The following is a 20,615-nucleotide window of genomic DNA, read 5'->3' as shown; positions in this document are numbered from 1 at the left end:
GGGCGGCCGCGGCTCCGATGCCCCGGACCGCCCCGTGACGGGAACCCCACCCCCGTCGAAGCGCCGTGTCGGTGTCATGTACCGACCGTACTGTCCCGGCGATCAACTCGGCGGATAACGTGCGGACATGTCCGCGTTCATTCAGCAACTCCCCGCTCTCATAGGTGTCGTCATCGGCGCCCTCGGCTCCTACTGGGCCGTCGCACGAGGGGAGCGCGTCCGCTTCCGGCGCGAACGGGAGGCGCGGTGGGAGGAGCGGCGCCTCGCGGTGTACACGGACTACGCGCGGGCGCTCAAGAGGTCGGTCACGCTGACGTACCGGGTCGCGGCCGGCCTCGGCAACGACCCGCATCCGCATCCGCTGACGCCCGAGGAGGCGGCACCCCTGATCGCCGAGGCCACTGTCGCCAGGGACCCGTACGGGGAAGCCCTGCTTCTGCTGGGCGACCCCGAGGTGGTGACGAAGGCCCGGGAGTGGGTCGCCACACTGCTGGAGATGGAGGCGTTCCTGCGCGAACGGACCGAGAATCCCCGCACCTGGCAGGCCCTGCTGGAACGCCAGCGGTCGGGACGCGAGGGCTACTACGCGGCCGTACGCAAGGATCTGGCCCTGCCGCCGGGCCACTCCGCCCGGTGGCCGGTCCTGCCGGTGCCCGGGAGCACCGGCGAACCCGGAAGCCGCGACTGACGCGGACGCCTGTATCCGTCAGCCCCTGAGTCTCTACCGGTATCCGGCCGCGTCCGCCGGTTTCCCCGCGTCCTGGACCTCGACGATGTAGCGCCAGGCGTCCGGACGGCTGCCGTCGAGGTCGGTGAAGCCGTAGACCTGGGCGAGTTGGCCGCTGGAGAGGGACTCGCCGTTCCAGCGGGCCACGTCGGGGTCGGCCGCCAGGGCCGTCACGGCGCGGCCCACGAAACGCGGGGTCTCCGAGATGGCGAAGTGCGGGACGCGTTCCAGGGCGTCCCGCCAGTTCTCCTCCTGGACGCCGAAGTGTTCGAGCATCATCTCGGATCGCAGCCAGCCGGGGGTGAGCGCCACCGCGGTGGCTCCGCGCGGGCCGAGTTCGTGGCCGAGGGCGAAGCCCATGCGCAGCACCGACGACTTGGCGAGGTCGTAGAAGAAGGAGACCCGGTAGTTGTCGCGGTTGTAGTCGGCGGTGCCGTCGGTCATCTCGACGACCAGACCACCGGGGTTGCGCAGCAGCAGGGGCAGGGCGTGGTGGCTGGTGATCGCGTGTGTCTCGACGGCCAGTCGCAGCAGCCGCAGCCCGTTGTCGAGGTCGTGCTCCCACACGGGGCTGTCCCACGCGAAGAGGTTCTCGCCGCCCCAGACGTCGTTGACCAGGACGTCGAGCCGGCCCTGTTCCTCGGCGACACGGTCCACCAGCGCCTTCACCCGCGCCGGGTCGAGATGGTCGGTGGGTACGGCGATGCCGTGGCCGCCCGCAGCGGTGACCAGGTCGGCGGTGTCCTCGATGGTCTCCGGGCGGTCGTACTCGGAGCGCTGCTGCCGGGTGCTGCGGCCGGTCACGTAGACGGTGGCCCCGGCGGCCCCGAGTTCCACGGCGATCCCGCGGCCGGCCCCGCGGGTCGCCCCGGCGACCAGGGCGACCCTGCCCGCCAGTTCGCCGCCCCGCGCCCCTTCCTGCTGCTGCCTGTCCAGGGGGCTGTCCGTCGTCCTCGGCATGTCCGTGTCTCCTCCGTGCGTGAGTGCGTTTCCGAGCGATCCGGCTCGGGAACCGCTGTCACGCCCAGGGTGTCGCTGATACCGGACATCCACTGTCGGGTATTCCGCTCACGACATGCCGCAGCGCGGGCAGAAGTTCCGCCAGCGGGGCCAGGCCCACGTCCTGACGGCGTTCCTCGACCGTCTCCGGGTGGCGGATCGGGTACGGACAGAGGGTGTCGGCGTCGATACGGGTGCCGTAGAACTGCGGCTGGCCCAGCTCGACCGCGCAGTGGTCGGCGATGTAGGCGTGGTGCACGGCCGGACAGCCGCCGTCCGCCACGGCTTCCGCGATCAGATCGCGGCAGGTGAGCTGGAAACCGAGGTCGGCGGTGTGCAGCAGGATCATCAGCGCCGCCGTCGAGGCGGGCTCCCCGATCTGACCGGCCTCGGGCCAGCCGCGCCGGGCCACGACCGATCTCAGGGCGTCGGCGTTGGCGCCGCGGCACCGGGTGACGTAGTGCCGGTTGAGCGCCGTGGGCACTTCGCGGGCCAGCCGGGTCAGCCGCTGGTCCTCTTCGGCCCTGCGCACCAGTTCGGCGGCCAGGGCGCCCCGTTGCGGCTCGGCGGCCGAGCCTCGTGCGGTCTGCATGGGCGGTGCGCTCCTCATACCGTTCTCCTGCCCCCGATGACCTTCACGCCCTCTCGCCGGTGGCCAGCGAGAACCACACCTTCTTGCCCGGGGTGCCCGGGTCAGGAGGTGCCGTGCCCCAGTCGTCCGCGAGCGCGGCGACGATCGCCAGTCCCCGCCCTGACTCGGCCGCCGTGCCGGAGGTACGCGGCCGGGGCAGCAGGGGCGAGGGGTCCGAGAGGGTGACGCGCAGTTCGTCCTCGGTGTGTTCGAGCACGAGGGCGATCGAGTCGGCCGGGTCCGCGCCCGCGTGGCGGACCGCGTTCGCGAACAGCTCGCTCGTCGCGAGGACCACTTCGTCGAGCAGGTGGGACAGGTGCCAGAGAGTGAGGTGCGCGGCCACCGTGCGCCGTACCCGCCCCGCGCACGAGGGGTGCGCGGGCACCGCGACCTGGAGCAGGCGGGGCCTGCCGAGGGAGATCAAGGGAGCCTCACCATGTAGTCCACGTCCACGTCATGCCGTCCGCCCGGCCCGGTTTGCGGCGGGGTCGGCGACGACGGGGTAAGCCCGGCGGGGATGCCGCGGGTGCCGTCATCGGTGTCCTCCTTCCGGTGCGGCGGTGCTGTTGTCGAAGACAACAGCACCGGGGGTCTGCCGGGCCAGGGAGTGCGGGGGTTGTCCGGGTGCATATGCGTAGTGGTAATGCGTAGGTGGTCGTGCGTGGTGGTAATGCGTAGGTGGTCGTGCGTGGTGGTACCGGCGCCGGCTACGCCACAGCTCCCAGCACCGGTCGCGACCTGCGTTCGAACTCCTGCACCATCGGCTCGTCGCGATGCGGGCCGAGCCGTCCGCGGAAGTCCCGCAGTGCCTGGATCGAGCGTTCGCTGTGGACGCCGCTCAGCGCGTCGAGCGCCTCCGTCGCCGTGCCGAGCGCCTGGTCGAGGCGGTGCTGCTGGAGATGGGCCGTGGCCAGGACGGAACGGCTGATGGCCTGGCGCCGACGGCGGTCGGCGTGGGCGCGTACGGACTGCGTCGCGGTGTCCTCGGCCTGTGCCGCCCAGCCCAGGTCCCGGAAACACACCGCCGACTCCGCCTCCAGGTAGTGGTGGTCCAGGAAGCGCACCCAAGGGGACTCCTGGGCGCTGCCCCGGCTCGCGGCCAGCTGCTGCTCGGCCGCGCGCAGGGCATCGGAGGTCTCCCGCGCACGGCCCAGTGCCGCGTGTCCCCGGGCGGACATGGCGTGCAGGCGCATCAGGCCGAGCGGGCTGCCCGAACCCTTTGCGGTGGCGAGGCCCGCCCGGGCCAGACACACACCCTCGTCGGGACGGCCGAGGCTGGTCGCCAGGTGGGACAGGCCGGCCAGGATCTGCCCGCCGAGCACCCGGTCGCGTCCCTCGGCGCACAGCCGCAGCCCCTGGGTCATGTAGCGCTGGGCGAGCCCGTACTCCCCCGCGTCGTACGAGCTCCAGCCGGCCATCGCCGCGAGGCGGGCGGCGGCGGCGAACAGCTCGCGCAGCCGGGCGGGGGCGACGCCGCGCTGCTGGAGCATGGGGACGATCTCGGTGGCCAGATAGTGCACGATGCTGGTGCGGACCCCGCCGCCCCCGTACTGGTTGTCCATCTCGTCGAACATGCCGATCATCGCGTGGACCTGCTCCACCGGACCGGCGCAGCCGGGAGGCGGGACAGCCGCCGGTACGGCACGGACGGCGCCCGCCCCACCGGCCCCGTCGGTGGTCCCGTTCCTCTCCAGCAGCCAGAGCAGCCACTCGCGCTGAGGGTTCGTCAGGGCGCCCGCGACAAAGGGAACCGTGCCGAGGAGTGTGCGCCGGGAGATGTCGGTGGAGCCGAGTTCCGCGAGTGTGTGCAGGGTGTCCGCGACGTCCTCGCCGTACACAAGTGCCCTGCCCACGACGGGGCGTTGCCGGTCGGGGACGAAGCCGAGGTCCGCCGGGGACAGCGGGCGGGCCAGTCGTTCGCACAGCACGGCGGCGATCAACTCGGGCGTGCCGCCCCGGGGTTGCTGACCCTGGAGCCACCGGGTGACCGACGCCTTGTCGTAGTTGGTGTCCACGCCCTGACGGCGGCCCAGTTCGTTGACGCGGTGTGCGAGTGACGCGTACGAGCAGCCCGCGTCCTTGAGCGCGCTCGCCAGCGCCGTGTTGGCTCCGCCCGCGCCCCTGCCGGGGCTTCTCGGTTGTCCGTTCGTCACGGCGGCCATCCAGGTGTCGCATCACGTCGGCGTGGGGCTTCGTACTCGTGTCCGCTCTGCCGGAACGTCAACTTCCCGGCGGACGGACGAGCTTCGGTGACGCCACCGCGCGATGTGCGGCAGCTCACCCGATCACTATGGTGACCGACAGGCACAGCTCGCAACCTTCGTTCTGATAATTTCAGAATGAAGCGCAAAGGCCTGTCGGTGTCAACCGAAGACATGGCACACTGCCCGCTGTGACGGCGGTCCCCGGAGGTCCCACGTGAGCGACAACCGCTCAGGCGGAAGTGCCCCCACCGTCCTTCGGATGGTCCTCGGCAAGCGTTTGAGGCATCTGCGGGAGCGGGCAGGGGTGTCGTTCGAGGACGCCGCCCGGGCGATCGAGGTCACGCCGTTGACGGTCCGCCGGATGGAGAAGGCCGAGGTCGGCCTCCGCATCCCCTACGTGAAGGAGCTGCTGCGCACCTACGGGGTCCTGGCCAAGGAGATCGAGGACTTCGTCCACCTCGCCAGGGAGGCCAATCAGCCGGGCTGGTGGTACACGTACCGCGACGTGCTGCCGGACTGGTTCAGCGCCTATGTGAGCCTGGAGAGCGAAGCCAGCGTCATCCGGCTCTACGAACCCCACTACGTCCCCGGCCTGTTGCAGACCGAGGACTACGCCGCCGCGCTGCTGCGCATCGGCTTCCCCAACGAGAGTCCCGAGGACATCAGGCGCCGGGTCGCCCTGCGGCAGAGGCGCCAGAACCTGCTCGACAAGCCCGAGGCGCCCGCCGTCTGGGCCGTACTGGACGAGACCGTGCTGCGCAGGCCCGTGGGCGGGGCCGAGGTGATGCGGGCTCAGATCGACCGCCTCAGTGAGGTGTTGGAGTACCCGAAGGTCCGGCTCCAGATCATGCGCTTCGCCGCGGGTCCGCACCCGGGAGCCTTCGGCCCCTTCCACTACTTCCGATTCGGCTTCTCCGAACTGCCCGATGTCGTCTACACGGAGAGCCTCGCCGGCGCGCAGTACTTCGACCAGCCCGCCGACGTCGTGACGTACCTGGAGGTACTGGACCGGATGTCCGTGCAGGCGGAGCCGGTCGCTCGGACCAGGGAGATCCTGGCAGCACTGCGTAAGGAGTTGTGAACCATGGCAACCAACGGCCCCATCCACAGCGGGATGCCCGCGTCCGAACTCGGCTCCGAGGGCTGGCACAAGCCCTGGAGCGGCACCAACGGCGGAAGCTGCGTCGAGACCAAGCGGCTGCCCGACGGCAGTGTCGCGTTCCGACAGTCCAAGGACCCGGACGGGCCCGCGCTGGTCTACTCCCGGGACGAGATGGTGGCGTTCCTGGCGGGCGCCAAGTCCGGCCAGGCCGACTTCCTGATCGACTGACGCCTCCGCCCGCCGTACACCCCCCGCGCGAGCGGCTCGCGTACGGCGCACGGCGCACCACCACACCCGCGCAACCGGACAACCCGTACGTGTACTCCCGCCGTGCGGAGCTTCCGTACACACTGGGGAGGTCGACGCCCCACCGCGCGCACCACTTCGCGCGCACCACCGTGAAGTCCGAAGGGAGCGGCATGCGTACGCCGCCTCGCGCCCCGGGTCGAGCCATGCCGCCCGGACGTGCCGGCACTCCCCTGCCGGGCCGCTCCCCCAGGACGCGGACGTCCACGCGATGAGCCCTCCGCGGAGCCTCACGCAGGCCGTCGCCTCGTACCGGACCCTGGTCGTCGAGGGCCACGAGGGGGTTCACCGCACCGAGTTGTTCTCCGGACTGGCCCTGCTCGGCTTCCCGTCGCGGCGACCACCGGACGGTCTGCACCATCTCGATCCCGCCCGGCCGTACCGCGACCTGCTGGCGGCACCGGGCCGGCTCGTCATCGACGGCGGCATCATCGGGGAACTCGTGTACGGGCCGTTACGCCGCGGACGGTCCCGGGTGACCTGGATCCAGGCGCTCGACTTCGCCGAGGCGGTCGCGGAACGCGAGGGCGCCATGCTCCACCTCACCGGGGGTGAGCACGGCGACGACGGGTCGGAGACCGCGGCCGCCGCCCTCGCCTACGCCCGGGTGTTCCGGACGCTCGCCCAGCACGTTCCCGTGGTGAGCGTGCACGTCCGCTCCGCCATGACCGACGTGGCCACCGACCGGACTCGCCGCATCCGTGCGCCTGCGCCCCGTCAGTCCCAACTCCGGGAACCTACCAGGCAGTTGACGATAGGTTAGCGAAGTCCGCGCGAGGCAAGTCAGGAGAGACCGATGACAGACGGCCGCCCCACCCCCGACCAGGAAGCACTGTCCAAGATCGACACCACGGTGCCGCACTCCGCCCGCATCTGGAACTACTGGATGGGCGGCAAGGACAACTACGAGGTCGACCGGGCGGCGGGTGACGAGTACCGCGAGATCGCCCCCAACATCGAGACGATGGCCCGGGCCTCGCGCACCTATCTCATCCGCGCGGTCACCTTCGTGGCCCGCGAGCGCGGTGTCCGCCAGTTCCTCGACATCGGCACCGGCCTGCCGACGTACGACAACACGCACCAGGTCGCCCAGAAGGTGGCCCCCGAGTCGCGCATCGTCTACGTCGACAACGACCCGCTCGTCCTGCGGCACGCCCAGGCCCTGCTCACCAGCACTCCCGAGGGCACCACGGACTACGTGGACGCGGATCTGCACGAACCCGAGAAGATCATCGAGACGGCACGCCGGTTCCTGGACTTCGACAAGCCGGTGGCGCTGATGCTGATGGGCATCCTCGGCCACATCCAGGACTGGGAGGAGGCCAAGTCGATCGCGCACCGCCTCCAGGCGGCCCTGCCCCCGGGCAGCTACTTCGTGCACTACGACAGCACGGACACCGACGAGGAACTCAAGCGCGCCCAGGACGGGTACGACGACACGGGCGCGATCCCGTACGTGCTGCGCAGCCCCGACAAGCTCTCCGCGCTCTACGAGGGGCTGGAACTGGTGGAGCCGGGCATCGTCTCCTGCCCCCTGTGGCGCCCGGAGCCGGGCACCTCGCCGGAGCCGACGGACGTGTACGGAGGGGTCGCGTACAAGGCGTAGCCGCTTCCGCTGTACCGATCGGTCGTGTTTAATGTCATCCTGTCGATCGACAGGATTCCTGGCAATAGCCCGACCGAACGGAACCGCATGTCCCTCCTGGCCAGGCCTGCGGTGGCCTCACTCATCGCGAAGACGATGCAGCGTCTCGTCATGCTCGCGGACCGGCGGCCCAGCGGCCGGGGTTCCGCCGCCGCGTCCCACGCCCGCCTTCCCGAATTCCCGCGTGCCACAAGCGCGTTGACGATCCCGACCTCGATCGCCCCCGCCCGGGTCGTGGTCTACCGCCCCACCACCGAGGACCCGGCCCCACCGGTCCACGTCAACTTCCACGGCGGCGGATTCATCCTGCCGCTGACGGAGTCGGACGACGCTTTCTGCCGTGCCGTGGCCGCGCTGGCGGGCGTGGTGGTCGTCAACGTCGACTACGTCGTCGCCCCGCAGCACCCGTTCCCGGCCCCGCCCCGGCAGTCGTACGAGGTGGTCCGGTGGATCGCCGAGCACGGCGCCGAGCACGGCTGGGACGGCGCCCGGCTCACCGTCGGCGGACAGAGCGCCGGCGGCGGTCTCGCGGCGGCCGTGGCCCGCCAGGCCCTGGAGGAGAACGGCCCCTCGATCGCGCTCCAGGTCCTGCACTACGCCCCGCTCGACCTCGCGACCGCGGCGAAGGACAAGACGGCCGCGATCAGCAAGCCGGTGCTGCGTCCGTGGATGGGCGAGGTGTTCGACAGCGCGTACGTGCCGGACCCGCGCGAGCGCGCCGACCGACTGGTCTCCCCCGCCCATCCGAAGGAGACCGCGGATCTCAAGGGCATCGCCCCGGCCCTCGTCGTCACCGCCGCGTACGACCGCCTCCTGGCGGAGAACCTGCGCTACGCCGAGCGGCTGCGGCAGGTGGGAGCACTGGTCGAGCACCATGACATGGCGGGGGTCGACCATGGCTACGACCTCGACGACGAGGAGAAGGCACGGGAGATCTACGCCTTCATCGCCCAGCACGTACGCCGGGCCACGGCGGGCGACTGACGCCCGCACGGGCCCTCCCTCTCATCGCAGCGTGAGCGGGGTCTCCGATTCCGCGCGGGTCAGTTTCTCGGGGTTGCGGACGTAGTAGAGACCGGTGACCAGGGCGTTCTCGACGCGCATCGCCATGATGCCGTCGAGTTCGCCCCCCAGGTGCACGGCAAGTGCCAGGCCGCCGTTGACCATGGTGGGGGTGAAGGTGATCAGGCTCTTGTTCTTGCCCGCGGTGCCGAACAGGAAGCGGACCACCTTGTCGGCGCCGTTGATCGGCCGCAGCGCCGCCTGCTTGATGCCGCCTCCGTCGTTCACCAGGACGACGTCCGGGGCGAGAACGTCGAGGAGGATCTGCGGGTCCCCGGTTTCCAGTACGCGCTGGAACGATTCCAGGACGGCCCGGCCCACTTCCGGGGAAACCGTCTGGCGGGGGCGCCGGGCGTCGACGTGCCGACGGGCGCGGTGGGCGATCTGGCGGACGGCAGCGGGGCTCTTGTCGACAGCGGCGGCGATCTCGTCGTAGCCCGTGTCGAAGACCTCGCGCAGGACGAAGACGGCGCGTTCGGTCGGCGAGAGGGTTTCGAGGACGAGCATCAGGGCCATCGAGACGCTCTCGGCGAGTTCGACGTCCTCGGCCACGTCGGGCGCTGTGAGCAGCGGCTCGGGCAGCCACTGGCCGACGTACGCCTCCTTGCGGCGGCTCATCGTGCGCAGCCGGTTGAGGGACTGCCGGGTCGTGATCCTGACCAGGTAGGCGCGCTGGTCCTGGACCTGCTCAAGGTCGACCTTGACCCAGCGCAGCCAGGTCTCCTGGAGGACGTCCTCGGCGTCGGCCGCCGAGCCGAGCATCTCGTAGGCGACGGTGAAGAGCAGGTTGCGGTGGGCGACGAACGTCTCGGTCGCCGGGTCCGCGGCCGAAGCGGGTTCCGGAGCGGGTTCCGGGGTGGGAGTGTGCTCGCTCATGTCCCGGCCCCTGTCCGGCGCGGACGGTGGCCCTGGTCACCGACGGTTCTCAGGCGTGCTTCCACAACATGGTCCTTTTCGTCTTCGTCGACAGTCGTTCGAACGGCAGGGAGACACAGCCCGGCGCTCGGCAGTGGCACGCCGGGCGGTGTCTTCAGGCTGCAGGTTCGGTGGTGGCCCGCTCCTGTCCGGCTCCGGCCCGGAGCAGCAGGCCGCGCTTGGCGTCCTTGCTCCACCAGGTGCGGGCACCGGGCTTGCGTGCCTCGTACGACAACTGCCAGGGGACGCTTCTGCAGATGAGTTCCTTGATCTTCGCGCCCGATCGGCCGCCGAGGTAGTACGACTTCGCGATGTCGTCCTTGCTCATCAGCTGAAAGACGCCGGCGCGACGCCCCAGGCTGACGCACGTGGCGACGAACCCCACCTCGACGGCCGCGGGGCGCTCACCCGCGATCCGGCTCAGCACCGTCTCGGCGGCCTGCGGGCCCAGTTGGACCGCGGCCTGGCAGCTCATCCGGAACGGCAGGTCCGACGGGGCCGCCGAATCCCCGGCCGCGACGATGCGCTCGTCGTCGACGCTCGTCAGGGTCTCGTCGGTGAGCAGGCGGCCCAGGGCATCGGTGCGCAGCCCGCTGCGCACGGCCAGGTCCGGCACCCCGAATCCCGCGGTCCAGATCGTCACCGCGCTCGGCAGCTCGCGCCCGTCGGCGATCCGTACGGCGTCGCGGGTCACCTCCGTCACCTTCGCGTCGGGGCCGTCGAGCACGCTCACCCCGAGTGCGGCAAGCCGCCTGGCCACCGAGCGGCGCCCCCGCGGATGCAGGGTCGGGCCGAGCGGCCCGCCGCAGACCAGGGTGACGGTACGGCCCTGTTCCGCGAGCTCGGCGGCGGTCTCGATGCCGGTCGGACCGGCGCCGACCACGGTCACCGGGGCTGTGGCGGGCTCCGCGTCGAGGACCGCCCGGAGCCGCTGCGCCTCCTCCAGACCGGCGATCGGGTGGGCGAACTCGGCGGCGCCGGGTACCCGCGGGTCGGTGCTGCCGCTGCCCACCGCGTAGACCAGGTGGTCGTAGCCCACGGTGTCGCCGCTCGCCAGCGCCAGGGTGCGCCCGGCCGCGTCGATCCGTGTCACGGTGTCCACCACCAGCCGGACGCCCTCGGCCAGGAGCTCGCGGTAGTCGCCGACCGCCTCGTGGTTGCCGCTCACGAACTGGTGCAGGCGGATCCGGTCGACGAAGGCCGGGCGCGGGTTGATCAGCGTGACGGTCACGTCGGCGCGCTGGGTCAGACGGTTGGCCGCCATGACTCCGGCGTAACCGCCGCCGATCACGACCACATCGGTGTTCCCGCTCATGGTGTCTCCTCCGCTTCCTCTGCGCCCCTTCTTGGGGGTTCGGACTCAAGACACCGCCCGGCCGGTGGTTGTGACACATGGACCCATTTATTTTTTGGCCGGGCCTGCGGTGGACAGTTCCTCGGCCGGTTCGGCCGGCGCCGGCTGCCGGGGCGTGCGCAGGCCGGTCAGCGCGACGAACACCGTGGCGAGCACCGCCGCGACGGCGAACGCCGTGAACCCCCAGCCTTCCGATCCACTCGCCACCAACCGGCCGCCGAGCCACGGCCCGAACACCGCGCCGAAGCGGCCGATGCCGGACACCCAGCCCACCGCGGTCGCACGGTCGGCGTCGGTCGAACGTCCCGCCACCGTCGCGTAGATCATGGCCTGGGCGCTGAAGAGGAACAGACCGGTGAGGAAGACCACGGTGTAGGTGAGCGGCAGCGCCATCTGGATGCCGAGCAGGTAGACACCGACGGCGGTGCACGCGAACCAGACGGTGGCGATACGGGCGGAGCCGTAGCGGTCGGAGCAGCGGCCGGCGACCAGCATGCCCACGATGCCGCCGAGGTTGATGACGATGAGGAAGGAGAGGGAGGAGCCGAGTTCGTAGCCGGCGCCGCGCATCATGGTCGGCAGCCAGTTGCTGACCCCGTAGACGAGCAGCAGGCCGCAGAAGGAGGCCAGCCAGAAGAGTGCGGTGGTGCGCCACAGGTTGCCGCGGAAGAGGGCCGCGACGGCACTCCAGCGGTCGCCGGTGACCGGGCGCTCCGTCGCGGTGGCGGGCAGTTCGACGTCGTAGCGGTCGGCGAGGGCCCGGGCTTCCTGGATGCGGCCCTTGGCGATCAGGAAGCGCATCGACTCGGGCAGGAACTTCGCGACCAGCGGCACTCCGACGAGCAGCGGGATCACACAGACCCAGTAGGCCACGCGCCACCCGTCGGGGCCGCTCGTCCACAGGCCCAGGAAGCCCGCCATGATGCCGCCGGCCTGGTGCGCGGTCATCAGCGTGCCGACGATCAGGGCGCCACGTCCGCGCGGGGCGTACTCGGAAACCATCGTGATCGTGGTGGGCAGCAGACCGCCGAGGCCCAGGCCGGCGACGAAGCGGCCGAGGCCGAACACGCCGAGGCTGGGGGCGATCGCGCACAGGGCGGAGGCCAGCGAGAACACGGCGGTGCAGGTGATGATCACCTTCTTGCGCCCGATCCAGTCGGTGACCGTACCCGCGGACAGTGCGCCGATGAGCATGCCGAAGGTGGCGTAGCTGCCGAGGTCTCCGGCCTGGTCGGGGACGAGTCCGAGGGCCTTGTGCTCCAGCATGTGGGGCAGTTCGGCGCCGTAGACGAACATGTCGAGGCCGTCGAAGAAGACGACCAGCCAGCACAGGCCGACGACGAGCACGGCCAGTCTGCCGCCGCGAGCGGGCGGGGCGGGGGCGGGGGACGGAGACATCGTTGTTCCTATCGTCCGGCAGGAAAGTCCCTGGGGAGGGGGCAAGCCGCTGCTCCGCGGGGAGGGGAGACGCGCTCGACGGTAGGGAGCCGTCGCGACGAGTGTCAACGTTTTTGTCAACAATCACAGGATGGTGCGAGCCGTGCCTTCGCCGGTCACGGCCCGTGCCGCAGATGGGAACGTCAGTCGAGCGGAGGCGTGCCGTGCGTGTGGAAGGACTCGATGGTCTTCAGACCCCACGCCTGTCCCTTGGCACGCTCGGCCTGGGTCCAGGTGATCAGCGGCCAGTCGGGGGCGAGCACCAGTCGGGTGAGCGGGTTGCACAGCTCGATGCGATTGCCGCCCGGCTCGTAGACGTACAGGAAGAACGTCTGCTGGATGGCGTGCTTGTGCGGGCCGGTCTCGATGTGCACGCCGTTGTCCAGGCACAGGTCGGCGGCGCGCAGGATGTCCTCGCGGGTGTCCGTGGCGAACGCGATGTGGTGGAGGCGGCCGTTGGCGCCGGACCAGTCCTCCGTGTACACGACGTCGTACGACTTGTTGGTGAACGTCAGCCACTGGGCGGCCAGGCGCCCTTCGTCCAGGACGATCTGCTCGGTGGGGCGGGCGCCGAGGACGTGCTGGACGAACCCGGCGTTCGGCCCGACCGCGGCGGCGAGGAAGTTGACGTGGTCGAGGCGGCGTACGCCGACGCCCGTGGCGGGTTTGGCCTGGGGCTGGTTCTTGAGACCGGGCCGCAGCTCGGGCGGCGCCTCGTACCACTCGCTCTCCCAGTACAGGGCGATCTCGTGGCCGTCGGGGTCGGTGGTGACGTAGAGCGGGCCGAGGCCGGGTTCGTCCTCGGTCCAGCGGCCGGGGCGGCCCGCGTTCTCGGCCTCCTTGACCCTGCGTTGCAGAGCCTCCTCGCTGGAGGCGCGCAGGGCCGTGCGGCGGATGCCGGAGGTCGAATGGGCGGTGAGGGTGAGGCTGTGGTGCTCGTAGTCGTCCCAGGTCCTCAGATACACCGAGTCGCCGGAACGTCCGTTCTCGGTCAGGCCGAGGATCGTCGTGAAGAACCGGACGCTGGCGCCGAGGTCGGGGGTGAGGAGTTCGACATGGCCGAGGTGGGCGATGTCGCCGAGCGGCGGGGTCATCAGCGGCTCCTGTCAGCGAGGGGGAGAGCGGGAGAGACGTCGCGAGGGACGGCGGGGCGGGGGAAGACCGTGCCGTCGAAGATCTTGCGGGCGGTGCGGACGACGGCAGTGCGGCGCGCAACCGGGGTGGGGTCGTCGGTGTCGACGACGGATTCGACGTCCAGGAATCCGGTGGGGTGTTCGATGCGCAGCGGCTCGTCGTCATGGGCGGGGAGGTGCGCCACGCCCTCCCCGACGCCGCCGGCCAGGCGCAGGCCGGCGGCGACGCTCGCGGCACCCAGCACACCGATCGCCGTGTGACAGCGGACCGGGATGAAGGTGCGGGTCGTGACGGTGCCGCCGTGGGCGGGCGGGGCGAGCAGGGTGAGTTTGGGCACGGTCGTCGCGGAGACATCGCCGAGGCCCATCAACTTGCCTGCCGCCAGGCGGATTTCGCGCAGCCGTTCGTTGAGGGTGGTGTTCCCCTCCAGGTCCCCCGGGTCCTCGTGGCCGGTGACCTGGAGGGCGGAGGCGGCGATCAGTACGGTCGGCATGCCGTTGTCGACGCAGGTCACCGGTGTCCCGGCGACGGTGTCGCGGGCCCGGCCGGTCGGCAGCAGGGGCGCGTTCCCCCGCCCGAAGCCGATCGCGACCGGAGCGGCGGCGCCGGGCACACCGGAGATCTCGGTCGCGCCCGAGTAGACGACACGCCCGCCCTCGGTGGGAAAGGCAGCGGTGGCGTGGTCACCGCTGTTGACCATGCGGATGCGTACGGAGGTCGACTCCTCCCCGGCCGCGACCAGTCCGCGCTCCACGGCGAACGGGCCGACGCCCGCGAGCAGGTTCCCGCAGTTCTGACGGTCCGTCACGGTCGGCTGGTCGACGCCTACTTGGAGGAAGAGGTAGTCGACGTCGGCCTGTTCGTCGGCCGAGCGGGAGACGACGGCCACCTTGCTGGTGAGGGGGTGGGCTCCGCCGAGTCCGTCGATCTGGCGGGGGTCGGGGCTGCCCATGACCCGCAGCAGCAGTTCGTCGCGGGCGTCGGGGTCGGCCGGCAGGTCCTCGGCGAGGAAGTAGGCGCCCTTGGAGGTGCCGCCCCGCATCAGCATGCAGCGCAGCCCCTCCCCCGGGCCTGCCGTACTCACGAGCGGGTCCCGGGTCCGGCGTCCGGGCCGACTCCCGCTCCGGTCTCCGGGTCGGCAGCCCGTACGTACTCCTCGTACGACTGGTACCGCACCCCCAGCCGTACGAGGGTCTCGCGCAGCCCGTACCGGTCCAGGCCCAACTGGCCTTCGGCGAACGCGAGTCGGGACGCCTCCTCCTTCGCGGTGCGGGCCTCGGACAACTTGACGGCCTCGGCGGAGCGCCGCCGGGGCACGACCATCACGCCGTCGTCGTCGGCGATGATCACGTCGCCGGGGCGGATCTGCTGCCCGCCCACCACGACCGGGACGTTGACCGAGCCGCCGGTCGCCTTGACCGTGCCCTGCGCGGACACCGCCGCCGACCAGACGGGGAAGTCCATGGCGCGCAGTTCGGCGGTGTCGCGTACGCCGGTGTTGATGACCAGGCCACGCACACCCCGGTGGCGCAGCGCGGTGGCGAACAGTTCGCCGAACAGGCCGTCCGTGCAGGGGGACGTGGTGGTGACGACCAGGATGTCGCCCTCGGCGCACTGTTCGACGGCCGCGTGGATCATGAGGTTGTCACCGGGCCAGCACAGCGCGGTGACGGCGGTGCCCGCGATGCGCACGTCCTGCTGGACGGGGCGCAGGGTGGGGCCGAGGAGTCCGGTGCGGCCCAGGGCCTCGTGGACGGTGGCCACGCCGTAGCCGGCCAGCGCCTCGACGTCCTCGGCGTGCGCGCGCGGGGGGTCGGTGACGATGACGCCGCTCATGCCAGCTCCTCTGTGACCTGCGGGTAGGGGCGCATGTAGGCCTCGCCGTAAGTGGTGTGCGGCAGGCCCAGGTTGGGGCCGGCGTTGCGCTTGAGCTGGACTCCGCGCCGTTTCGCGAGGTCGGTGTAGTAGTCCCACAGGTGCCGCTGGGCGGTCAGGCACTCCATGGCCTTGCGCTTGGTGTCGAACACCTCGGTGATGTCGAGCAGCACCTGCGGGGTGAAGTCGCACATCTCCGGCTGGTGGGGTTCGAAGAAGAACACCGGTGGCGCGCCCAGGACTTCGCCGGGGGCCGGGTACCCGATGGCCTGGGCGAGGATCCGTGCGTCCAGGGCCATCCGGGCGGCGGCCGGATGGTCGGCGTTGTAGGGGTCGGACAGCGGGTGGGTGAGCACCACGTCGGGCCGGGTGTCGCGGTAGATGCCCACGAGGCGGTCGGTCAACTCGGGTGTGGCGAGGAGGGGGTAGTCGCCGGCGTCGAGGAAGCGGACCTCGGCGCCGAGCGCGGCGGCGGCCTGCTCGGCCTCGGTCCGGCGTATCCCCTTGATCTCGTCGAGCGACCTGCCCTCCCGCCAGGCCTTGGCGGACTCACCGCGCTCCCCGTACGACAGGCACGCGATGACGACCTTCTCGCCGCGCGAGGCCGCCAGCGCGATGGCACCCCCCGCCCGCCAGACGAAGTCACCGGCGTGTGCGCTGATCACCAGCGTCGAGCGGGCGGTGACGGGCACCGCGTCGTGTGTCATGGCAGAGATCTCCTTGGTGGACAGGTCGGTCGGCCCACCCCGGCGGCGTCGTTCGCGCGGCACGCTATTCGCGCAACGCGGCGATCACGCTCGTGAGATGGGCGCGAGCGGCCGCTTCGGCCGCCTGCGGGTCCCTGGCCGTGATCGTCTCGACCATGGCCAGGTGTTCACCCAGGGACTGCTGGGGGCGCCCCGGTCGCAGCGCGAGCTGGAAACGGTGGCGCACCAACTGGGCGTTGAGCTTCTCCAGCAGCTCCACGGCTGTCCGCTGGCCGGAGAACTGCCTGATCCGGGCGTGCAGTTCCTGGTTGAGTCCGGAGTACGTGACCGGCTCGCCGTCGGCGACGGCCTTCGCCATCGCCTCGCCCAGGCCGGTCAGTTCGGCCAGTTGGTCATCGGTGGCCGCCACGGCCGCCTTGGCCGCGCACAGCCCTTCGAGGACCATCCGGCATTCGGTGATGGCGACCGCTTCCTCCACGGTCACCACCCGCACCCGCGAACCGCGGTTGCGGATCCGCTCGACCAGCCCCTCCGACTCCAGCTCGATCAGCGCCGCCCGGACGCTGGCCCGGGTCACACCGAACTGCTCGGCGAGTTCGTTCTCCACCAGCCGCTGGGCCGGCGACATGTCGCCGCGCAGGATCGCCTGCCGCAGCCGCTCCAGCGCGTGCTGCTTGGCCTGCTCTCCGGTGCCTGGACGGGCTTGGTTCGGCATGTGCCCTCCTGAGTGAGTGCGTGTCGACGCTAAATCTAGACGGACAACATTGTCAACAATATTGTTCTCTATTCTTCTGCGCAGTTCACGCCCGGTCGGCGAGAAGTTCTTGCGCGGTTCACTCACAGAAGTCCCCCTTTAGGGCCGATCCGGCTATCAGGTCAAGCGTCCCGGACTATTGACTCCGTCACCCTGCTGTCGCGATCCTCATCACAGAGTTGCGCGAGCCATGACAACCTTTGTGCGAGGACGTGAGTGATGACCGAACCTGCTTTCCCCCCTCGCCCGAGTCGCGGACGCAGACCCCTGACCGTGCTGCCCCTGCTCCTCGCCGTCATGGCGCTGATGCTCGGTACCGGGCCCAGCTCGGCGGCGGGCACGGACTGGTGGACGCCGACCGCGCGACCGACGCCCGACTCCCAGATCAACGTCACGGGCGAGCCCTTCAAGGGCACCAACGCCCAGGGCGAGGTACAGGGGTTCGTCGACGCGCACAACCACCTGTTCTCCAACGAGGCCTTCGGCGGGCGACTGATCTGCGGCAAGGTGTTCTCCACCAGCGGGATCGCGGACGCCCTCAAGGACTGTCCGGAGCACTACCCGGACGGCACCCTCGCGATCTTCGACTACATCACCCACGGCGGCGACGGCAAGCACGACCCGGTCGGCTACCCGACGTTCAAGGACTGGCCCGCGTACGACTCGATGACCCACCAGGCCAACTACTACGCCTGGATCGAGCGCGCCTGGCGCGGCGGTCAGCGCGTACTGGTCAACGACCTGGTCACCAACGGCGTGATCTGCTCGGTCTACCCGTTCAAGGACCGCAGCTGCGACGAGATGACGTCGATCCGTCTCCAGGCGAAGCTGACGTACCAGCTCCAGGACTACATCGACGCGCAGTACGGCGGCACGGGCAAGGGCTGGTTCCGGATCGTCACCGACACCGCGCAGGCGCGTGAGGTGATCAAGCAGGGCAAGCTGGCGGTCGTCCTCGGCGTCGAGACGTCCGAGCCCTTCGGCTGCAAGCAGATCCTGGACATCGCGCAGTGCAGCAAGGCAGACATCGACAAGGGCCTCGACGAGTTGTACGGCCTGGGTGTGCGCAGCATGTTCCTGTGCCACAAGTTCGACAACGCGCTGTGCGGGGTGCGGTTCGACGAGGGTGGTCTCGGTACGGCGATCAACGTCGGCCAGTTCCTGTCGACGGGCACCTTCTGGCAGACGGAGACCTGCACGACCGCGATGCACGACAACCCCATCGGCGGCGCCACGGCGACCAGCGCGACGGAGGACCTGCCGGAGGGCACCGAACTGCCGACGTACAGCTCGACCGCCCAGTGCAACAAGCGCGGCCTGACCTCACTCGGTGAGTACGCGGTGCGCGGCATGATGAAGCGCAAGATGATGCTGGAGATCGACCACATGGGCGTCAAGGCGGCCGGCCAGGCGATGGACATCTTCGCGGCCGAGGCCTACCCGGGCGTGCTCTCCTCGCACAGCTGGATGGACCTCAACTGGACCGACCGGGTCTACGGCCTCGGCGGCTTCATCGCCCAGTACATGCACTCCTCCGAGGAGTTCGTCGCGGAGGCCGCGCGCACCGACGCCCTGCGCACCAAGTACAACGTGGGCTACGGCTACGGCACCGACTTCAACGGCATCGGCGACCACCCGGCGCCACGCGCCACCTCGACGGTGACGTACCCCTTCACGAGTGTCGACGGCGGCTCCGTGATCAACCGCCAGACCACCGGTTCGCGTACCTGGGACTTCAACACGGACGGCGCCGCGCACGTCGGGCTGATCCCGGACTGGATCCAGGACATCAAGCAGGTCGGTGGCGCGGACGCGGTCAGCGACCTCTTCCGGGGCGCCGAGTCCTACCTCGACACCTGGGGCGCCTCCGAGGCCCACAAGGCCGGGGTCAACCTCGCCAAGGGCGTGACGGCGACGGCCAGTTCGTCCGAGTCGAACCCGTTCACCAGCTACCAGCCCGGCCGGGCCGTGGACGGCGACTCGGGCAGCCGCTGGGCGAGCGACTGGAGCGACGACCAGTGGCTGCAGCTCGACCTCGGGTCGACGAACCTGGTCAAGCGCGTCACCCTCGACTGGGAGAAGGCGTTCGGCAAGGAGTACCGCATCGAGCTCTCGACCGACGGCACGACCTGGCAGACCGCGTGGTCCACGACCGTCGGTGACGGCGGCCTGGACACCGCGCAGTTCGCGGGAGTACCGGCTCGATATGTGCGCGTCCACGGACTGGATCGGGGCACGGACTGGGGATACTCACTCTACGAAGTGGGTGTCTACAGCAGCTGAGTTCCGTACCTAGGGGGAGTTCATGGCACGCAAGCCGTCGGCCGAGCGGCGCCGGCAGCTGACCGAGGCGGCCATCCGCGCGATGACCCGGGACGGCGTCCCCAGGACGACGACCCGGTCCATCGCCGCGGAGGCCGGCGTGTCGCTGAGCGTCTTCCACTACTGCTTCGACTCCAAGCAGGCCCTGATCGAGTCGGTCATCACGACGATCATGGACCACTACGTCGAGGTGGTGCGCGAGGCGATCCAGCCGCAGTCCACCCTCCAGGAGACCATCCGGGCGGGCTTCAGGGCGTACTGGGATCATGTGGCCGCCCATCCGGGCGAGCACATGCTGACCTACGAACTCACCCAGTACGCCCTGCGCGAGCCGGGGTTCGCGCATCTGGCCCGGCGGCAGTACGAGCTGTACGCCGACACGTACGCCCAACTGCTGGAGCAGCTGCGCGAGACCATGGGCTTCGAACTGACCGTGCCCGTCCCGGTGTTGGCCCGTTATCTGGCCACGGTGACAGACGGGCTGACGCTCAACTTCCTGGCCCTCGGTGACGAGAAGGCCTGTGCGGAGATCCTCGACTCCGTCACCGACCACGTGGCCGCCCTCGTACGGGAGTAGCCCGTACGGGAGTTGAGCAACGCGCTGCCTTCGCCCGGTGAGGACGCCCACCGCGTCGGCGGTGACGATCGCCCCGCCACCCGCCCGTTCGACACCTCACGGGACAGGCAGTTCGTTCGGCGCGGGCCGGTGGGGGCCGGTCACGAAGTTCCCCGCGCCCCTGTCGGGGCGCGTTTCCTCAGGACGCACGGCCAGCAGGCGCTCGGCGTACTCCGTCAGGTACTCCTCGCGCTGCTTCGCCGACACCTCGCCCGGGGCGCGGGCGACGAACGGCGGGAGGACGTCGAAGCCCAGGCAGCCGAGGATGCCGTGGTGCACGGGCCAGAGGGCACGGTCCAGGTCGTCGTCGGTGCCGTGGGGGTCGTAGAGGCCGGAGGGGGTGCCGGTGGTCGTGCACACCATGGCACGTCTGCCTCTCAGGGGCCCGGAGTCGTAGGCGCGCCCCTCCGCGTAGGCGAAGCCGCGGGCCATCGTGCGGTCGACCCAGCCCTTGAGGATGGCCGGCATGCCGGACCACCACAAAGGGAACTGGAGGATCATCAGATCGCACCGGGCGACCTTCTCCTGCTCCGCGAGGACGTCGGGCGGGGTCTCGTGCGCCGCCGACACGCGTTCCTGCTCGGCGGAGACATCCAGGAAGTCGGGGTCGGTCCAGACGCCGGGGAAGTCGTCGGCGTCGACGGCGGCCTTCCAGCCGAGCCGGTACAGGTCGCTGACCACGACCTCGTGCCCGGCCCGCTTCAGGACGTCCACGGCTCTGACCTTCAACGCACCGTTGAAGGAGCAGAGTTCGGGGTGGGCGAAAACGATCAGTACGTTCACAGTGGGGGGTCTCCTCAGATCGTCCGTGCTGAGCCGTTCGGA

The 20,615-nt window shown here is 70.5% G+C and carries 21 protein-coding genes; 8 read left to right on the top strand and 13 right to left on the bottom strand.

Annotated features, from left to right (window positions below):
- The first annotated feature begins 127 nt into the window (after window positions 1-127).
- Window positions 128-688, top strand: a complete 561-nt coding sequence (locus OHN74_RS39980) for a hypothetical protein (protein ID WP_327699455.1) — start codon at window positions 128-130, stop codon at window positions 686-688.
- A 33-nt stretch (window positions 689-721) separates the two neighbouring features.
- Here OHN74_RS39980 and OHN74_RS39975 read toward each other — a convergent pair whose 3' ends face one another.
- From OHN74_RS39975 to OHN74_RS39960, 4 genes are all read right to left on the bottom strand, one after another.
- Window positions 722-1,687 carry an SDR family oxidoreductase gene (locus OHN74_RS39975; protein WP_327699454.1) on the bottom strand — a complete coding sequence of 322 codons (966 nt, stop codon included), beginning with the start codon at window positions 1,685-1,687 and terminating at the stop codon, window positions 722-724.
- Between the two features lie 58 nt (window positions 1,688-1,745).
- Window positions 1,746-2,318: a DUF6624 domain-containing protein gene (locus tag OHN74_RS39970; RefSeq protein WP_327699453.1), complete on the bottom strand. Its 573-nt coding sequence runs from the start codon at window positions 2,316-2,318 to the stop codon at window positions 1,746-1,748.
- Window positions 2,319-2,361: 43 nt separating this feature from the next.
- A complete protein-coding gene (locus OHN74_RS39965) occupies window positions 2,362-2,781 on the bottom strand; it encodes an ATP-binding protein (RefSeq protein ID WP_327699452.1) in 420 nt (139 codons plus the stop codon).
- A gap of 283 nt (window positions 2,782-3,064) precedes the next feature.
- Window positions 3,065-4,519 carry a hypothetical protein gene (locus OHN74_RS39960; protein ID WP_327699451.1) on the bottom strand — a complete coding sequence of 485 codons (1,455 nt, stop codon included), beginning with the start codon at window positions 4,517-4,519 and terminating at the stop codon, window positions 3,065-3,067.
- Window positions 4,520-4,820: 301 nt separating this feature from the next.
- On the opposite strand from OHN74_RS39960, the gene OHN74_RS39955 reads away from it, so the two are divergent.
- From OHN74_RS39955 to OHN74_RS39935, 5 genes are all read left to right on the top strand, one after another.
- Window positions 4,821-5,642, top strand: coding sequence for a helix-turn-helix domain-containing protein (locus OHN74_RS39955; RefSeq protein WP_371749217.1), 822 nt, complete (start codon window positions 4,821-4,823; stop codon window positions 5,640-5,642).
- 3 nt (window positions 5,643-5,645) lie between these two features.
- Window positions 5,646-5,891 (top strand): DUF397 domain-containing protein, encoded by a 246-nt coding sequence (locus OHN74_RS39950; protein WP_327699449.1) that lies wholly within the window; start codon window positions 5,646-5,648, stop codon window positions 5,889-5,891.
- A gap of 289 nt (window positions 5,892-6,180) precedes the next feature.
- Window positions 6,181-6,732, top strand: coding sequence for a hypothetical protein (locus OHN74_RS39945; RefSeq protein WP_327699448.1), 552 nt, complete (start codon window positions 6,181-6,183; stop codon window positions 6,730-6,732).
- 33 nt (window positions 6,733-6,765) lie between these two features.
- Entirely contained in the window at window positions 6,766-7,575 is an 810-nt protein-coding gene (locus OHN74_RS39940; RefSeq protein ID WP_327699447.1) for an SAM-dependent methyltransferase, read from the top strand.
- Window positions 7,576-7,662: 87 nt separating this feature from the next.
- Window positions 7,663-8,598, top strand: a complete 936-nt coding sequence (locus OHN74_RS39935) for an alpha/beta hydrolase fold domain-containing protein (protein WP_327699446.1) — start codon at window positions 7,663-7,665, stop codon at window positions 8,596-8,598.
- A gap of 21 nt (window positions 8,599-8,619) precedes the next feature.
- Here the strand turns inward: OHN74_RS39935 and OHN74_RS39930 are convergent, their stop codons facing one another.
- From OHN74_RS39930 to OHN74_RS39895, 8 genes are all read right to left on the bottom strand, one after another.
- The gene (locus OHN74_RS39930; protein ID WP_327699445.1) at window positions 8,620-9,552 is read right to left on the bottom strand and encodes an RNA polymerase sigma-70 factor; all 933 of its coding nucleotides are present in this window, start codon (window positions 9,550-9,552) and stop codon (window positions 8,620-8,622) included.
- Between the two features lie 154 nt (window positions 9,553-9,706).
- A complete protein-coding gene (locus tag OHN74_RS39925) occupies window positions 9,707-10,906 on the bottom strand; it encodes an NAD(P)/FAD-dependent oxidoreductase (protein ID WP_327699444.1) in 1,200 nt (399 codons plus the stop codon).
- Between the two features lie 87 nt (window positions 10,907-10,993).
- The gene (locus OHN74_RS39920) at window positions 10,994-12,343 is read right to left on the bottom strand and encodes an MFS transporter (protein ID WP_327699443.1); all 1,350 of its coding nucleotides are present in this window, start codon (window positions 12,341-12,343) and stop codon (window positions 10,994-10,996) included.
- A gap of 182 nt (window positions 12,344-12,525) precedes the next feature.
- Window positions 12,526-13,476 (bottom strand): catechol 2,3-dioxygenase, encoded by a 951-nt coding sequence (locus OHN74_RS39915; RefSeq protein WP_327699442.1) that lies wholly within the window; start codon window positions 13,474-13,476, stop codon window positions 12,526-12,528.
- Window positions 13,476-14,564 (bottom strand): 4-oxalomesaconate tautomerase, encoded by a 1,089-nt coding sequence (locus OHN74_RS39910; RefSeq protein WP_327700430.1) that lies wholly within the window; start codon window positions 14,562-14,564, stop codon window positions 13,476-13,478. Before OHN74_RS39910 ends, OHN74_RS39915 begins: the two co-directional genes overlap by 1 nt.
- A gap of 32 nt (window positions 14,565-14,596) precedes the next feature.
- A complete protein-coding gene (locus OHN74_RS39905) occupies window positions 14,597-15,352 on the bottom strand; it encodes a 4-carboxy-4-hydroxy-2-oxoadipate aldolase/oxaloacetate decarboxylase (protein WP_327699441.1) in 756 nt (251 codons plus the stop codon).
- A complete protein-coding gene (locus OHN74_RS39900) occupies window positions 15,349-16,098 on the bottom strand; it encodes a PIG-L deacetylase family protein (RefSeq protein ID WP_327699440.1) in 750 nt (249 codons plus the stop codon). The genes OHN74_RS39905 and OHN74_RS39900 overlap by 4 nt, the downstream gene beginning before the upstream one ends.
- Before the next feature lie 64 nt (window positions 16,099-16,162).
- Entirely contained in the window at window positions 16,163-16,813 is a 651-nt protein-coding gene (locus tag OHN74_RS39895; RefSeq protein WP_327699439.1) for a GntR family transcriptional regulator, read from the bottom strand.
- A gap of 336 nt (window positions 16,814-17,149) precedes the next feature.
- On the opposite strand from OHN74_RS39895, the gene OHN74_RS39890 reads away from it, so the two are divergent.
- Together OHN74_RS39890 and OHN74_RS39885 are read left to right on the top strand one after the other, a co-directional pair.
- The gene (locus OHN74_RS39890) at window positions 17,150-19,135 is read left to right on the top strand and encodes a galactose-binding domain-containing protein (protein ID WP_443060590.1); all 1,986 of its coding nucleotides are present in this window, start codon (window positions 17,150-17,152) and stop codon (window positions 19,133-19,135) included.
- Window positions 19,136-19,157: 22 nt separating this feature from the next.
- Window positions 19,158-19,751, top strand: coding sequence for a TetR/AcrR family transcriptional regulator (locus tag OHN74_RS39885; RefSeq protein WP_327699437.1), 594 nt, complete (start codon window positions 19,158-19,160; stop codon window positions 19,749-19,751).
- Between the two features lie 96 nt (window positions 19,752-19,847).
- Here the strand turns inward: OHN74_RS39885 and OHN74_RS39880 are convergent, their stop codons facing one another.
- Window positions 19,848-20,573, bottom strand: a complete 726-nt coding sequence (locus OHN74_RS39880; RefSeq protein ID WP_327699436.1) for an NAD(P)H-dependent oxidoreductase — start codon at window positions 20,571-20,573, stop codon at window positions 19,848-19,850.
- Window positions 20,574-20,615: the final 42 nt, after the last annotated feature.

This window comes from Streptomyces sp. NBC_00459 (assembly GCF_036013955.1).
Lineage (GTDB): Bacteria > Actinomycetota > Actinomycetes > Streptomycetales > Streptomycetaceae > Streptomyces.
Note: the sequence above shows the minus strand (reverse complement) of the source record. Positions and strands in the feature narration are given on the sequence as shown.